Raw genomic sequence first — 15,989 nt, 5'->3', positions numbered from 1 at the left:
CAGGTTTCAGCGCCCATGGTTAACAACCTAAGCCGTCAAATCTCGTGGGAGGACGGCGAGCGCCTCTTCTGCCGGGGCCAGTATCCGGGCAATGGGGGCACTGACAACGTACTGATTGCGCGACCCGCCGCCGAATATCCGTCATCCGCCAGCCTCGACCGCCTCGCTCACGAGTTCAGGCTCAAGGATGAACTCGATAGCGCGTGGGCGGTGCGGCCGCTGGAACTTCTGCGCGCAGACGGGCAGACCCTGTTGGTGCTGGAGGACCCGGGCGGTGAGCCCCTCGAGCAGATGCTCGTCGCGCCCATCGACGTGGGCAAGGTCTTACGTTTTGCCGTCGGCATCGCGGCAGCGCTGGGTCAACTCCATCAGCGCGGCTTCGTCCATAAGGACCTCAAACCCAGTCATATCCTCGTCAATTGCAGGGACGGACTGCCGCGGATCACCGGGTTTGGTATCGCCTCGCGGCTGCCGCGCGAGCATCAGGCACCCGAACCGCCCGAAACCATTGCTGGCACCCTTGCCTACATGGCACCCGAACAAACCGGGCGGATGAATCGCTCCATCGATTCGCGCAGCGACCTCTATTCGCTCGGAATCGTGCTCTACCAGATGCTCACCTGCTCGCTGCCGTTTTCAGCGGTCGAGCCGATGGAATGGGTGCATTGCCATATCGCCCGAACGCCGGTGCCGCCCTGCGAGAGGTTGAAGCCGATTCCCTCGCTCCTCTCCCGCATAGTCATGAAGCTGCTGGCGAAGACGGCCGAGGAGCGCTACCAGACGGCGGCCGGCGTTGAGCACGATCTGCAACGCTGCCTCACTGGTTGGGAGCGGGATCGCAAGATCGACGACTTCGAGCTGGGTGAGCACGACATACCTGACCGGCTGGTGATTCCCGAGAGGCTTTATGGCAGGGAGCGCGAGGTCGATACATTGCTCGCGGCCTTTGATCGTGTGGTGACAAACGGTGCGCCGGAGCTCGTACTGGTCTCAGGCTATTCCGGCATCGGAAAAACCTCGGTCGTCAATGAGTTGCATAAGGTACTGGTACCGCCGAGGGGGATTTTTGCATCCGGCAAATTCGACCAGTACAAGCGTGACATTCCCTATTCAACCCTGGTACAGGCTTTTCAGAGCCTGGTGCGGCCGCTGCTGGGCAGAAGCGACACCGAACTGGCGAGCTGGCGCGTCGCGCTACTAAGGGCTCTGGAGCCCAATGCCCGGCTCATGGCCGACCTCATTCCCGAGCTGAAGCTTATCCTGGGTGACCAGCCACCGGTGCCAGAGCTTGAGCCGCAGCAGGCGCAAAGCCGTTTCCAACTGGTGCTTCGCCGATTCATCGGTGTGTTCGCCCGGCGCGAACATCCGCTGGCCCTGTTCCTTGATGATCTGCAATGGCTCGACTCGGCGACGCTCGACTTGCTGGAGGATCTGCTGACGGGGACGGATCTGCAGTACCTGATGGTGATCGGTGCCTACCGAGACAATGAGGTCGGCCCCGCTCATCCGTTGATGCGCAAGCTGCAAGCCATCAAGGACGCTGGCGGCAAGTTGGAAGAGATCGCGCTGGCACGGCTTGCCCGTGATGACCTAGGGCAACTGATTGCCGATGCAGCCTGCTCTGAGCCCGCTCGCGTCGAGCCGCTGGCGCAGTTGGTGCACGAGAAGACCGGCGGTAACCCGTTTTTCGTGGTTCAGTTTCTCTATTCGCTTGCCGAAGCGGGCATGTTCCACTTCGATCATGGCGCGAAGTGCTGGTCCTGGGACCTTGATCGCATCCGCGCCAAGGGTTACACGGACAACGTCGTGGATTTGATGGTGAGCAAACTGACCCGCCTGCCAGTCGAAACACAGCATGCGTTGCAGCAGCTCGCTTGCCTGGGCAACATCGCCGAGACCACGATATTGTCGACCGTTCTCGCGACCTCGCAGAAGCAGGTCCATACGGTTCTCTGGGAGGCCGTTCGCCAGGAGTTGGTCGAGCGCCTGGAGGGCGCCTACAAATTCATTCATGATCGTATCCAGGAGGCGGCCTATTCGCTGATCCCGGCAGCAATGCGTGCCGAGGTCCATTTGCGCATCGGTCGCCTGCTCGTTGCACAAACTCCTGCCGAGAGGCGGGAGGAGGCGATCTTCGAGATCGTCAATCAGCTTAATCGCGGCGTTGAGCTGATCACGCAGCAAGCGGAGCGGGTCCAGCTCGCCGAGCTCAACCTTATTGCGGGAAAACGGGCCAAAGGCTCCACCGCCTATGCGTCGGCGCTGATCTATCTCAATTTCGGCATGGCGCTATTGGCTCACGACAGTTGGGAGCTCCAGCACGAAATAATCTTCGCACTGGAGCTTAACCGGGCCGAATGCGAATTTTTGACCGGCGAGTTAGCGGTCGCGGACGAGCGCTTGACGGCGCTGTCAAATCACGCCACCACAGCCGTCGAACAAGCCCTCATCGCGTGCCTGCACATGGATGTCTGCCTGGTGCTCGATCAGAGCAGCCGCGCCATTGGTGTGGGCCTCGATTGCTTGCGGCATTTCGGAATCGAGTGGTCACCCCACCCGCAAGACAAAGAGGTGCGACGCGAATACGAGCGCATCTGGGTCGCGCTGGGGAGTCGGGCGATCGATGCGCTCATCGATTTGCCGCTGATGGAAGATCCCGCGTCTCTGGCCACCGTCGATGTCCTGATGAAGCTGTGGACGCCGGCCCTGTATACCGATGAGAACCTGGCTTCCCTGACGATCTGCAAGGCGGTCAGCCTGAGCCTTGAACGCGGCAACTGCGATGCATCCTGTTTCGCTTATGCCATCCTCATCAGGATCGCAGGACCTCATTTTGGCGACTACAAGGCCGGTTTTCGCTTCGGCCAGCTCGGCTACGATCTCGTCGAGCAGCGCGGGCTGAAACGCCTCGAGGCAAGAACCTTTGTTTGCTTCGCGCTTTTTGTCGTGCCCTGGATGACCCACGTGAGGGCCTGCCGTGATCTGCAGCGCCGCGCTTTTGAAGCGGCAAACCGCGTCGGTGACCTCCAATATGCAACCTACACGCGTAACGATCTGAACTCGAATCTGATTTTTTCCGGTGAGTCGCTGTCCGAGGCACTCAGCGAAGCCGAAGAAGGCCTGGCGTTTGCCGAGAAGTCACGGTTCGGCCTTGCCGTTGACATCATCTCGACGCAAGTCGCGCTGATGCGCACGCTTCGGGGGCTAACGGCCCAATTCGGTTGTCTGGATGACAGCCAGTTTGATGAACATCGCATCGAGCGCCGCTTTTCGGAAAACCCGGACCTGGCGATCGCCGCCTGTTGGTACTGGATCCGTAAATTGCAGGCGCGCTGTATCGCCGGCGACCATTCGACGGCCCTGGACGCCGCAACGAAGGCCCAGGGGCTGCTCTGGACCACGGCTTCGTTCTTCGAGGAAGCCGAGTATCACTTCTATAGCGCGCTGTCCCACGCCGCCAGTTGCGATGGCGTGCCAGCCCTCGAGCGACAACGACACATGGCAGCGCTGGCGACGCATCACGACCAGCACAAGGTCTGGGCGCAACATTGCCCCGAGAATTTCGAGCACCGGGCCGCGCTGGTGGGCGCGGAAGTTGCGCGGATCGAAGACCGTGATCTTGAGGCTATGCGCCTCTACCAGCTGGCCATCCGCTCGGCGCGCGCCAACGGCTTTGTGCACATCGAGGCGCTGGCCTACGAACGCGCTGCACAGTTTTATGCGGCGCGCGAATTCGAGGTCATTGCCGAGACGTATCGGCAAAACGCCAGGTACTGTTACCTGCGCTGGCGAGCCGACGGGAAGGTGCGGCAACTCGAGCAGATGTATCCGCACCTTGGAACGCAAGAGGTCGCGCCCGGCCCGACAGGCACGATCGCCACGCCAGTCGAGCACCTTGACCTGGCGACCGTAATCAAGGTGTCGCAGGCGGTCTCGGGTGACATCGTTCTCGAAAAACTGATCGAGATGGTGATGCGTACGGCGCTTGAACAGGCAGGCGCCGAACGCGGCCTGTTGATTCTCCCGGATGGCGGCGAACAGCGCATCAATGCGCAGGCAACGACCAGTTGCGAAACGGTCGTCGTGCATCTGTCAGACTGGCCTGTGTCCGCGGCGGTGCTGCCGGAGTCCGTTATGAATTACGTGCTGCGGACCGGGGAGAGCGTCATCCTCGATGATGCGGTGGCCGATTCCTCGTTTGCTGACGACCCTTACATTGCCCGGCATCGTGCTCGTTCCATTCTCTGCTTGCCGTTGATGAACCAGGCAAAGCTCACTGGAGCGCTCTACCTGGAAAACAATCTCACCACCCGTGCGTTCACACCCGCCCGCATCGCTGTACTGAGGCTGGTGGCCTCGCAGGCCGCCATTGCATTGGAAAATGCCCATCTGTACCAGGAGCTCGTGGAGCGCGAAGCGAATATCCGTCGTCTTGTCGATGCGAACATCATCGGGATCGTTGTCTGGAATATCGAGGGTGACATTCTGGAGGCCAATGACTCTTTTCTTCGCATGGTGGGATACACGCGTGATGATTTTGAAGCAGGTTGTCTGCGCTGGAGGGACATGACACCTGCGCAATGGCGCGAGAGCGACGAACGCGTACTACGAGAAATCGAAGAAACGGGGCGGGCGGAGCCCTTCGAGAAGGAGTTCGTAAAAAAGGACGGCAGTCGCGTGCCTGTCATGGTCGGCGCTGCGACGTTCGAAGCCAGTCACAAGGATGGTGTCGCTTTCGTCATCGATCTGACCGAACGCAAGCAGGCGGAGGAAAGCGTGCGGGAAAGCGAGCGGCGCTATCGTGAAGTACAGACAGAGTTGGCGCATGCCAACCGTCTCGCCACGATGGGGCAGCTCGGGGCCTCGATTGCCCACGAAGTCAAGCAGCCGATCGCCGCGACGGTGACCAACGCCCAGGCTGCGCTGCGGTGGCTGTCCGTCCAGCCGCCAGACGTGGAAGAGGTGCGGCAGGCGCTCAGCCGCATCGTCAGCGATGGCAATCGAGCGGCTGAAGTGATCAGCCACATTCGTGAACTGGTGAAGAAAGCGCCACCACTAAAGGAGCCGCTGGACATCAACAAGGCCATCCGGGAAGTGATCGAGCTGACCCGTGGCGAAACACGCAAGCACGGCATCTCGGTACAAGTCCAGCTTGCAGACGGCCTGCCGCTCATCCAGGGCGATCGAATCCAGTTACAGCAAGTGCTCATGAACTTGCTCATCAATGCGACGGAGGCCATGGATGGTGTCGGCGATAGCGTGCGCGAGTTGCTGATCAGTACGCGGGAGGCGGACGCGGGCAGCGTGCTGGTGGCCGTCCGCGATTCCGGGCCAGGCTTTGCCCCACAGGTCGCCGAGCATATTTTCGGTCCTTTCTACACGACCAAGTCCACCGGCCTGGGGATGGGGTTGTCCATCTGCCGTTCGATCATCGAAGCACACGGTGGTCGATTGTGGGCGAGCGCGAACGTGCCCCGCGGCGCAGTTTTTGAGTTCACCGTGCCTGTCGTTCAATCGTGATACGCCGCGCCAACCCTCAGGGCATCAGTTTCCCTCGGTATCTGTCGATTCCGGGGGCGGCAATAGCGCTGCGGCGCGACTATTGAGCAGCGATCCTGCCTGGAAATAGCCCATCACCGTGCCGACGCTACGGTGCTCGGTCATTGCCATCACTTCGCCAAGTGGCACGCCCTGGCGTCCAGCTTCCGTGACGAAACCCGAACGCAGGCTGTGCGCCGCCCAATCCCCCTCGAGTCCGGCCAATTTCGCCCGACGCTTAACGATCCGCGCCACCTGATCGGTCGACAATGCGCTGGTGCCGACCTTGCCGCCTTTGTATAGCCGGCGAAACAGCGGCCCTTGGGTGGCGGGTGCGGCGACCAGCCAGGCGGCGAGGGCATGCGCCGCCTGGCCACGCAGCGGTTTCTCGCGACGCGTACCGCCGGTGTCGGTCTTGGTGACGCCCAGGGCATACACCCAGGTGTCGGCATCCAGCGCTCGCACATCCCCGATCTGCAGGCTCACCACTTCAGAGCGCCGTCGACCGCCACCACTCCAGGCCAGCAACAGCAGGGCCCGATCGCGCACGCCGCACAGGCCGTCGTTGCAAGTGGCAAGCAGTGCCTGCAAGGGTTCGAGCACCAGGGCGGTCTTCTTGCGCACGTTGATGCCCTGGCGGGACTGCGCCTTTCGCGCTTCGCGCAACAAGCTCTTGAGCGCCGCCACTTCGGTCGGGCTGTCCCAGTCATTGAGCCGATGCCATTTGCCAAGCACTGCCAGCCGGTGACAGACCGTGTTGTAGGTCAGTGGCCCGATCCTGGCCTTGATCCTTGCCGCCACCAATGCGGCATCGATCGACGGCGGCAGCAGATGACTCCACCCACCGCCCTCCAGCGGTCGAGCCAAGTGATCGAGAACAAACTGAATGGCCACTGCGGCCGGCAGCGCATGGCCGCCCAGGGTTTGGCCATAACGCAACTGCAACCACGCCGACCAGTAGGCGAGGGCGCTGCGGTAGCTGCGCACCGTGTTCGCCGCCGTGCCGGCAGCGATAAACGCCGCCGCCGCTTCCTGTGCGTTTACAGCGAGCAAATGCGGATCTAGCGGGGTTTCAGCGACCAAGGTCAACTGATGTGTAATATTTAATACGTTCAACGTATGATAATTCCAATGATTGAAAAATAACGTCGGATAACATTCTATTATCAGACCTAATATACCCGGAGGTGGACCATGGCAGTAGGGGTGCCGGAAAACGAGGTGTTTGCTGCGGCGGACGCGGTGTTGGGCCGTGGCGAGCGACCGACGGTGGAGCGCGTGCGCTTGGAGTTGGGTCGTGGCAGTCCGGCGCGGGTGGGTGGCTTGCTCGATCAATGGTGGACGCGCCTGTCCGAGCGGCTGAGCGGCGAGACTCGACTGCCGACACTGCCGGGCGAGGTGTCGCAGGCTTTTGTTGCGGTGTGGCAGCAGGCGATTCACCTGGCACAGGGCGTGGCCGAACAGGCGCTGGACGAACAACGGCAGGTGATAGCTGCCGAACGCGAACGTGTCGCCTCCGTAGAGGAGCAGGCGCGGCAGGATGCGGCGCGGTTTCGTCAGCAGGCCTCGGAGGCGATGGCGGGACGCCAGGCCGTCGAGACACGGCTGGCAGATCTCGAGTTGCTGCTGGCGCAGCGTCAGACGCAGATCGAGGACCTGCAGGAACAGCGCGAAGCTCTGCTGCGTGAGCGCGGTGATGCTCAGCAACAGAATCAGGCATTGCAGCAGGATCTGCAGGCGTTGCGGCTCAAGGCCGAGCAGGAGCGCGTTGCCCAGGAGAGCTACGTACGCAATGTGGAGGATCGTGCTCACCGCGAGGTCGACCGCGCCCGGGAGGAGGTCAAAGCCGTGACGGCCCACTTCAAGGAGGCCGGGCGGCAGATCGAGCAGTTGCAGCGGCGGCTGGAGTCCATTCAAACCGAACTCAGCCAAACCCAGCAACGGGCGGCAGCACAGCACGCGCGTGCCGAAACACTGGAGCAGCAACTGGCCCAAGTACGTCAGCCACCCGCGACAAAACGCAAGCCAAGGACACGAAAGCCCGCTGCGCCGAAGACCGTTTCCTGAGGAGGGTGACGAGCGCCTGTCGACAGGGGTTGTCACCAGTTAGCTTCATCCCTGGTTGCCGGGCGGACTGACCCGGTGATTTTGTTGATAAAGATCAACATGACACGGGCGACGCCATATGAGCATTCCTCAATGCATGTGTGATGCAAATGGCGAGGAGTGCACCCAGATGGCCCACAGTAAAATTGACTTTCGTGCTGCAGCCCGCGAGAAAATCCTCAGTGGTGCCACGCAGTTGGCGGACGCCGTGCGCGTGACACTGGGCCCGAAATCCAAATCGGTGTTGATCCAGAATAAATGGGGCAATCCCACGGTCTGCAACGACGGTGTGACGATTGCCAAGCGCGTTGACCTGCAAGACCCCGAGGAAAACCTGGGCGCGCAAATGCTGCGCCAGGCCGCCGAGCGCACAGGCGAGGCAGTAGGGGACGGCACCAGTACCTCGACGGTGCTGGCCCATGCCATCCTGGCCGATGGCATTCGCAACGTCGTCGCGGGGGCGAGCGCGATCGACCTCAAGCGTGGCCTGGATCGCGGCTTGTCGTTGGTGGTGGAATCACTCGTCGCCCAGGCGCGCCCCGTCAGCACACCCAAGGAAAAGGCCCAGGTCGCCACGCTGTCGGCGCATAACGATGCTGTGATCGGTCAGTTGGTGGCCGATGCATTGGAAAAGGTCGGTGTTGAGGGTGTGGTCAGCGTCGAGGAGTCCAAGACCACCGAAACGGTGGTTGAGGTGATGGAAGGGATGCGTTTTGACCGCGGTTATGTCTCGCCGTATTTCGTCACCGATGCCGAGAAAATGCAGGTAGAACTCGATGACGCCTACTTGCTGCTCTGCGACCACAAGATAGGCGCGCTCAAGGACCTGCTGCCCTTGCTCGAGCTTGTTGCCAAAAGTGGTCAACCACTGGTCTTGATCGCCGATGACATCGAAGGTGAGGCGTTGACCACGCTGGTGGTCAACCAGATACGCGGCATCTTGCGAGCCGTGGCCATCAAGGCGCCCGGTTTTGGTGATCGGCGCAAGGAAATGCTTCAGGACATGGCTGTGCTGACAGGCGCGACGGTGGTTTCCAACGATTTGGGCATCACGCTGGAGCAAGTGGAGTTGGGCCAGCTTGGGCGGGCGCACCGCGTTGTGGTGCAAAAGGACAGCACGGCATTGATTGGTGGGGCAGGTACGCGGGAGGCGATTGAAGCGCGGTTGCAACAGATTCGCACGCAAATGGAGCACACCACCAGCGATTACGACCGGGAAAAACTCCAGGAACGACTGGCCAGGCTGTCTGGTGGAGTGGCAGTGATCCGGGTTGGGGCGCCTTCGGAAGCGGAAATGAAGGCACGCAAGGATGCGCTGGATGACGCCATCTCGGCGACTCGCGCGGCGATTGCTGAAGGCACTGTGCCAGGGGGCGGGCTGGCCCTGCTCAAGGCGGTCCCGCTGATCGCGGCCGAAGAAGCCCGTTGTGAGGGGGATGTCAGGACCGGTCTGCAAATCCTTCGCCGGGCCCTGGAAGCCCCGGCCAGGCTCATCGCGGAAAACTCGGCGGTGGACGCGGGCGTGGTGGTTGCGCGCATGCTCGCAGAACCCGGCAACGTCGGTTTCGATGCGTCCGCCAACTGTTACGTGGACATGTACGAAGCCGGCATTATCGATCCGACCAAAGTGGTGCGTATTGCCCTCGAAAATGCCGTATCGGTGGCCAGCATTCTGTTGCTGACGGAGGCGACCATCACTGATATTCCGGAAAAGGAATCACCCGCCCAGCCGCCTTTTCCTGAATGAGCAGGCCGGCTTGGGGGCGCATTCAGGTATAGGCGGCTGTCTCGGTTAACGCCAGGTGATTGAGAAGCGGATTTTCACCGTGCAAATAACCGAGCGCCTGCTGCATCAGCGAGATGGCTTTTTGTCTTTTCTCATGGCGCGTGGCCGGGTCGGCATGACGTTGCGCTGCACCAGCGAAGGAGAAACAGCGTGTAGCGGCACGCAGGGAAAGGAACAGCGCCAAGGGTTCGCAGTCTTCTTTCCAGGTGCAGTGGTTGATGTAAGTGGCCAAAAGACCTGCACCGAGCGTGTTGAGGCCGTGGTGTTGCAGGTCCATCAGCACGAATGCCAGGTCGTACAGCACGTCAATACAGGCGATCCGTTCACTGAACTCGATGCCGTCGAACAGGGTCGGCTGCCCGTCGAACAGACAGATATTGGCCAGGCGCAAATCGCCATGGCAGCGGCGTACGCGGCCCTGACTGCGTCGCTCTTCGAGGCACGCAGTCAAAGATGCCAGCAGCGTCCTGGAGGCATGGGCAATCGAGATGACTTTCGCGCTGTCGAGAAAAGAGCCATAGCGGGACATTTCCCGATAGTTTTTCTCGATCTCCTCATACAGGTCCGGGATGCGCCCGAAGGACGGAGTGATCCGGGCGCAGGCATGAAAGCGGGCGATCTCGATGCCTAGCTGCTGCATCATCGGTTCGGTCAGATGCCCCTGGACGGCCATGCGGTCAAACAGGCCATCCTGAGCAAAGCGGCGCATCACCACCAGCCAGTCCACCGCAGGTCCCTGGCCGTCGAGCACCAATTGGCCATCGGCCTGGCGGTTGATCGAACTCACGCGCAAATACAGCGACGGCGCTGTTCGTCGATTGAGCCACAATTCTGCCCGGCAGGCTTTTTTCCGGCTGTGCAGGCTGAGGAAGTCCAGCTCGGCAAACGCCACTGCACGCTTGAGTTTATAAGCACGGTCGGCATGCAGGAAAATCACCGAACCATGGGTCTCGATTCGCTCTACAGGCCGGTTGGACGTATCGTAGGCGGATGGTCGGGAGAGAAAGGCAATCACTTCGTCTTGTTCGTTGCTCATCCCGGCCTCCTCATCTCCAGCCGCCCTGAGGCCCGCCCGCGCTTGCCGTCTTCCCGTCAACGGGCGGCGCCGTGGCGCACGACCTCTATGCAAAAGTCCTGTTCGAAGGGCGGCACGTTGCACTCGACGATGTCAGCGGCGGCAACTTGCAGATGCACACCGACAATGTCGGCCCGGATTGGCTGCTGGCAGATGTGCCGGTCGACCAATACAGCGGTGTAGACCCGGCGAGCTCCCAGTTGTGCCAGATAGGCGCAGGTACGCAGCAGCGAATGGCCTTCGAACAACACATCATCAACGACCAGCAACGTGGTGTTGGCGAGGTCCAGTTTGGCCAGCAGCGGATTTTCGGTCAATTGCGTGAACGGATGCAGCACTTGCAGGTCGTCGGCATAGCGCTTGACCTCAAGAGGGTAGAGAGGAAGTTCCGGTTGGCCGGTCTGGTGCGCAATGTGCTGGCGCAATCGTTGAGCCAAGGGCTCACCGCGGCGCTTGATTCCAATCAGGGCGGCGTGCGCCGGTGGCAGCAGGGTGGCGGCCTGGCGCGCCATCGTCTGCAGCACGTCATCGAGTTCGTTGCGCTCATACAGGCGCAACCGCTGACTTGCCAATAGGATCGTCATTGCCTTCTCCTGCCTGTGAGCCATGGGCACGTGCGTTTTCGGTCAATGTAGCCCGGTTGGCCCTGGCGCGATTGATATTGATCAATCGCGATCAAATCAAACGTCGGCCGATTCGACGGTCGGGTGACGCGCATGGGCGGCAGCGGCCTGGTGTGAGTCGCTTGCTTGCGCAGGCACTTGATATAAATCAACGCCAAGGTCGCCTCCACGGAGGATTCTGAGTCTATGACACAGGTGTCCGAGCCCCTGGCGAACACAGCAATGGGTGGTGGCGGGCAGCGACATAAAAGCAAGCTTCGTGGAGTCCGATCATGAGCCAGTATCAACGGTTATTGCTTATCATCAACCCGGCCCTGCGCCAGTCTCAAGCCATTGATCATGCAGCCGCCCTGGCCAAGGCCAGCGGTGCCAGCCTGCACATTGGCGCCTTGATTCCATCCTGGAAGCTGTTGTCGCTACTCGAAGAAGGCGACCGGGAAAAGGCTCGCGAAGAATATCTGCAAGACCAGCGCAATTGGCTCAAATACCAGGCCGATCATCTGTGCAACAGGGGTCTTGAAGTGACCGCCGAGGCGAAATGGGCCGACGACTTGCAGCAAGACATTCTCGATTACGTCGCAGAAATGCAGCCCGACCTGTTGATCAAGCAGGTACAACGGGAACCGGCGCTCAAGCGTGGGTTTTTTACCCCGCTGGACTGGCGTCTGTTGCGTCATTGCCCGATACCGGTCTACCTGCCTGGCGAAGGTGATCACCCTTTGCCGCGCAAGGTCGTGGCAGCGGTGGATGTGTCCAATCCCCTGGTACAGGACGACGAGCTCAATCAGCGGATCATCCAGCAGGCGTCCAGCCTGGCTATCCAGTGTCAGGCCGAATTGCACCTGGTGTATGCCTGCGACGCTTCTGCGCTGTTCCTGGGCGATATGGGCGGCGGGGGCTTGACGCTCGCGGACCTCTACAGTCAGTTGCGCAAGGGCCATGAAAAATCCTTCCTCGACCTGGCTGGCCGGTATGGCGTGCCGGCTGACCGGCGACATTTCATCGAGGGCCATCCCGTGGCCGTGCTGCATGCGTTCGCCGATGAGCAACAGATGGACGTGATTGTGATGGGCAGGGTCCAGTCCCATGGCTTGGACAAACTATTGGGCAGCACCACCGAACATACCCTGTACCAGGTGACGTGCAGCATCCTGGCCGTTTAGCGCGGTCCGGCCAGGGCCACAGGTTACGAGACGTCATTCGTCAGCGCCGCAGGAGGTTGCCGTGATCCAGAGTCCTTCATTACAAACCACCTTGCCCAATCGCGCCGAGGCCGGCCGACGCCTGGTGGAACCCTTGCTCAAGTATGCCAACAGGCCTGATGTGATCATTCTCGCCTTGCCCCGTGGCGGTGTCCCGGTGGCTTATGAAGTCGCCACCGCCCTGGATGTGCGCCTGGACCTGATGCTGGTGCGCAAGCTCGGTGTGCCTTCGCACCCGGAATTCGCCATGGGCGCCATTGCCAGCGGCGGTGTACAAATCCTCAATGATGACGCGCTGCGGGCGCACCCGATCGATCGAGCCAGTTTCGAGGCAGTGGTCGCCCGGGAAGCGTTGGAGCTGTCGCGACGTGAAAAGGCGTATCGGGGAGACCGCCCGCCACCGCAACTCAAGGACCAGGTGGTGATCCTGGTCGACGACGGCCTGGCGACAGGTTCATCAATGATGGCAGCGATCCATGCGGTGCGCATGCAGGCGCCTGAGCGCATCGTTGTCGCGGTACCGGTTGCTCCCCGGGAAACGGTCGAGGATTTGTCCATGCAAGTGGACGAAGTGATCTGCCCACTCATCCCTGAGTGGATGATGTCGATCGGCTACTGGTACCTGGATTTTTCCCAGACCTCGGACGAAGAGGTCATCGATCTCATGCAACGGGCCTGGCAGCGGGAACTGCCGGGGGCCTCCCGAACGGAACATCGCGATGCTTGAAGCTAAATATCGATCACTGGACCTTCCGGGCGTTGAATTGTCCGCCGATTTGCGTTTGCCGGCGAACGCGCGCGCCCTGGTCATCTTCGTACACGGCAGCGGCAGTGGTCGTTCGAGCCCGCGCAATCAATATGTGGCCGATGTCCTGGCCGATCGGGGCCTGGCTTCGCTGCTGTTCGACTTGCTAACGGAACCGGAGCAGCGCCTGGATAATCTCAGCGGGGAGTTGCGCTTCAATATTCCTTTGCTGGCCAGGCGGTTGATCGATGTGATCGACTGGGTAGGGCGTGACCGCCAATTGCGTTCTTTGCGCATAGGGCTGTTCGGTGCCAGTACCGGCGCGGCGGCGGCATTGGTGGCCGCCGCCGAGCGTGCGCCAGTGATAGGGGCAGTGGTCAGTCGGGGTGGGCGAACCGATCTGGCTGGGCCGGCCCTGCCTCGGGTCAAGGCGCCGACCTTGCAGATTGTCGGCGCACAGGACCCGGTGGTGTTGGCCTTGAATCGTCAAAGCAGCCAGACCCTGCGGTGCGAGCAACGGCTGGAAGTCGTGGAGCGCGCCACGCATCTGTTTGAAGAGCCTGGCACGCTGGAGGCAGTCGCCAGGCTCGCTGGCGACTGGTTTGAAAAATACCTGCATGCCCCTCTTTAGGAGCGAGCATGCTCCGGCGGTGTTCCGACGATGAACCTGAGAGCGCCGCGGGCTGACAGGTGCCCCGCGTTATCGTTGACGACCATCGCGAGCTTGCTCGCTCCTACAGGGGGAACACAGGCATCACCACAAGCAGGTCGGCTTTAAGGCCGCCTCGCTTTGCTTTTGATCGCGGGCGCCCCGTTAACCACGATGTACCGCAGCAATGGATATGTACTCCGACAGCACATCACACGCCAAACGGATAGGTTTCGTCCTCCGCTTCCAGTTGCTGGTTTTTCGGCAGCGGCAGCGCGGTAACCGGCCTGGTTTGCTCGATCCAGATCATGGCATCGAACTGTTCCGCCAGCATCGACTCGAAATAGTGACTGAAGCGTTCGGTTTCGGGACGGTAAATCACCCCGATGGCCCGTCCCAGTAAGCACGTGGACAGGACGCTGCGCAGCTCTTTGCGCTGCGGGTCACGCCAGTCGGTCAGCGACGCTGCAACGCCCGCCTTGAGGAACTGATGCTCCCAGCTGTCTGGCCGGGAGGGGCGGATGTCCTTGATCAACATCTCGCCGTCCCAGTCATCAGCGGCCGCCACCTGGCCGCGGTCAGTGGCCATGCCGATGAGTACGACATCGCGTCCGAAGGCGCTGCGACACAGTTGACCGATGTTGAATTGCCCCTTCCAGCCCATTTCCGTGGCGCCGGCATTGCCGATATGGGAGTTGTGGGCCCAGACCACGGCCTTCGCTTGCGAGCCCCGGTGTTCGAGTAACGCGCGCAACGTATCGAACATGTGCCGGTCACGCAGGTTCCAGGACGCTGTCGAGCCCCGATAGATCGCGCGGTAATACTGCTCGGCCGCCATCACTACCCGGGCATTCTGCGTTGCATTGAAGAAAGCTTCGTCGTTGCGGATGAGCCCGGCCAGTTGTTCAGCCAGCATGGCGTTGAGCTGATCGATCACCGGCTGTTCACAGGGCATTACACCGGCACGCTCGACAAAATGGCCATACAGCGCAGGGTCATCCTGCCATGGGGTCAGGCAGCCATAGCGCCGACGTGCTTCCTGGGCCAGGCGCGGGTCAACCCGATCCAGATAGCTCAGTACTTCATGAATGGAATTACGCAAGCTGTAGACATCCAGGCCGCGAAACTCGACGCGATGTTCAGGCGCTTGCTGATGGTTGAACTGATGCAGCCAGTGGGTGAAAGCCTTCACCTCGCTGTTGCGCCACATCCAGGTGGGGAAGCGGCTGAAAATGTGGCGCTTCCACGCCGTGTGCGCCAATCCCCGGACATACTGGTCGACATGGCCGGCGTCCGGCCAGTCGGCTTCCACCGCGACAATATTGAAGCCGTGCCGCTCGATCAGCCGTTGGGTAATCGCAGCCCGGGTTCGATAGAATTCCCGGGTTCCATGGCTCGCCTCGCCGATCATCACCACCCGCGCGTCGGCGTAGCGGTCAAACAGGTCGCCAAAAGCGGGGGAATCCAGGTCCGGCAACGGTTCGGCGTAGCGATGCAACACCGGCGCTATGTGCGACGTGTCATCGTGATGTTGCTGGCCGTAAAGTTGTTCCAGCAATGATTGCGTATGAGAGTTCATGAACGCCATCCTCCGAAAGGTAGGCTGCTGGTGGCGGCATGGCGCTCGGGTCGTACCAGAGGCTCAAGCGCCCCGAAAACATTGCACGGGTTTACAGGTACAGGCGGTGAATGACCTGTTGGGGGTCGAAGGGGTCGTCGTGGGCTTCAAAACCAAGGCATCTGGCCAGGTCGCGCAGGGGCGCGTTGCTGGAGGCGCCAACCGAGTACAACAGGTGGACGCCGTTACTGCGGGCGGCGTCGATCAAGTGCTCCATCAATAACGTTCCCAGGCCCAGGCGTTTCCAGGCAGCGGCGACGGTCAGCGCGCATTCGCACTGGTATTGACCCATGGCGGCATAACGACTGGCGCCGATTGCGCTCAAACGGCCATTTTCGTGGACCAGCGCTATGCAGCCTTGGCCCTTGCGAGCTTCGTGCTGTTGCCCGAGTAAAAACCCGTGCCGGGACGCCGGCGCCAACTGCCGGACAAGGGCGCATTCATAAGCTCGATCTGCTTGCGCGACATGCCGGATCAACACCGCACGACCGTTGCTGAGTACATCAATCCGGGATTTTCCACGGGCGTAGTCCCAGTCATGCCAATCATCGGGGCTCTTGGAAGCGAGCATCGTGCGGCCCTCCATCCAACATTCTCTTGATGCGTAGTAAAACCTGCGCGTTTCAATTCTTTTCTACGCCGTTGGC

Annotated in this window: 11 protein-coding genes; 6 read left to right on the top strand and 5 right to left on the bottom strand. The window is 61.1% G+C overall.

The genetic code is table 11. The annotated features are described in order from the left end of the window. Positions 1 to 15: 15 nt before the first annotated feature. Positions 16 to 5,520 (top strand): AAA family ATPase, encoded by a 5,505-nt coding sequence (locus CGA21_RS07715; protein WP_188263890.1) that lies wholly within the window; start codon positions 16 to 18, stop codon positions 5,518 to 5,520. A gap of 24 nt (positions 5,521 to 5,544) precedes the next feature. On the opposite strand, the gene CGA21_RS07710 is transcribed toward CGA21_RS07715, so the two are convergent. Further along, positions 5,545 to 6,654, bottom strand: a complete 1,110-nt coding sequence (locus CGA21_RS07710; protein ID WP_110747151.1) for a site-specific integrase — start codon at positions 6,652 to 6,654, stop codon at positions 5,545 to 5,547. 78 nt (positions 6,655 to 6,732) lie between these two features. Between CGA21_RS07710 and CGA21_RS07705 the strand changes: the two genes are divergently transcribed. Next, on the top strand, positions 6,733 to 7,605 hold the full coding sequence (locus CGA21_RS07705) for a DNA-binding protein (protein ID WP_188263889.1): 873 nt from the start codon (positions 6,733 to 6,735) through the stop codon (positions 7,603 to 7,605). A gap of 169 nt (positions 7,606 to 7,774) precedes the next feature. Further along, positions 7,775 to 9,391: a chaperonin GroEL gene (gene groL / locus CGA21_RS07700; RefSeq protein ID WP_188263888.1), complete on the top strand. Its 1,617-nt coding sequence runs from the start codon at positions 7,775 to 7,777 to the stop codon at positions 9,389 to 9,391. 22 nt (positions 9,392 to 9,413) lie between these two features. Here groL and CGA21_RS07695 read toward each other — a convergent pair whose 3' ends face one another. Further along, positions 9,414 to 10,466 carry a phosphotransferase gene (locus CGA21_RS07695; protein WP_188263887.1) on the bottom strand — a complete coding sequence of 351 codons (1,053 nt, stop codon included), beginning with the start codon at positions 10,464 to 10,466 and terminating at the stop codon, positions 9,414 to 9,416. 56 nt (positions 10,467 to 10,522) lie between these two features. Continuing rightward, positions 10,523 to 11,089, bottom strand: coding sequence for a phosphoribosyltransferase family protein (locus CGA21_RS07690; RefSeq protein WP_188263886.1), 567 nt, complete (start codon positions 11,087 to 11,089; stop codon positions 10,523 to 10,525). Between the two features lie 311 nt (positions 11,090 to 11,400). Between CGA21_RS07690 and CGA21_RS07685 the strand changes: the two genes are divergently transcribed. From CGA21_RS07685 to CGA21_RS07675, 3 genes are all read left to right on the top strand, one after another. Further along, entirely contained in the window at positions 11,401 to 12,291 is an 891-nt protein-coding gene (locus tag CGA21_RS07685; RefSeq protein ID WP_188263885.1) for a universal stress protein, read from the top strand. Positions 12,292 to 12,352: 61 nt separating this feature from the next. Beyond that, a complete protein-coding gene (locus CGA21_RS07680) occupies positions 12,353 to 13,057 on the top strand; it encodes a phosphoribosyltransferase family protein (protein WP_110747140.1) in 705 nt (234 codons plus the stop codon). Continuing rightward, positions 13,050 to 13,706, top strand: a complete 657-nt coding sequence (locus tag CGA21_RS07675; RefSeq protein WP_188263884.1) for a dienelactone hydrolase family protein — start codon at positions 13,050 to 13,052, stop codon at positions 13,704 to 13,706. The genes CGA21_RS07680 and CGA21_RS07675 overlap by 8 nt, the downstream gene beginning before the upstream one ends. A 229-nt stretch (positions 13,707 to 13,935) precedes the next feature. On the opposite strand, the gene CGA21_RS07670 is transcribed toward CGA21_RS07675, so the two are convergent. Together CGA21_RS07670 and CGA21_RS07665 are read right to left on the bottom strand one after the other, a co-directional pair. Beyond that, complete coding sequence (locus CGA21_RS07670) at positions 13,936 to 15,303, bottom strand: erythromycin esterase family protein (protein ID WP_188263883.1); 1,368 nt, start codon at positions 15,301 to 15,303, stop codon at positions 13,936 to 13,938. A 91-nt stretch (positions 15,304 to 15,394) separates the two neighbouring features. Continuing rightward, positions 15,395 to 15,913 (bottom strand): GNAT family N-acetyltransferase, encoded by a 519-nt coding sequence (locus CGA21_RS07665; RefSeq protein WP_151142093.1) that lies wholly within the window; start codon positions 15,911 to 15,913, stop codon positions 15,395 to 15,397. Between the last annotated feature and the right edge of the window lie 76 nt (positions 15,914 to 15,989).

Origin of the sequence: Pseudomonas sp. PSB11, from assembly GCF_014596605.1 — a bacterium.
Classification (GTDB): Bacteria; Pseudomonadota; Gammaproteobacteria; order Pseudomonadales; family Pseudomonadaceae; genus Aquipseudomonas; species Aquipseudomonas umsongensis.
The sequence above is the reverse complement of the archived record's forward strand: the minus strand, read 5'-3'. Positions and strand labels throughout refer to the sequence as shown.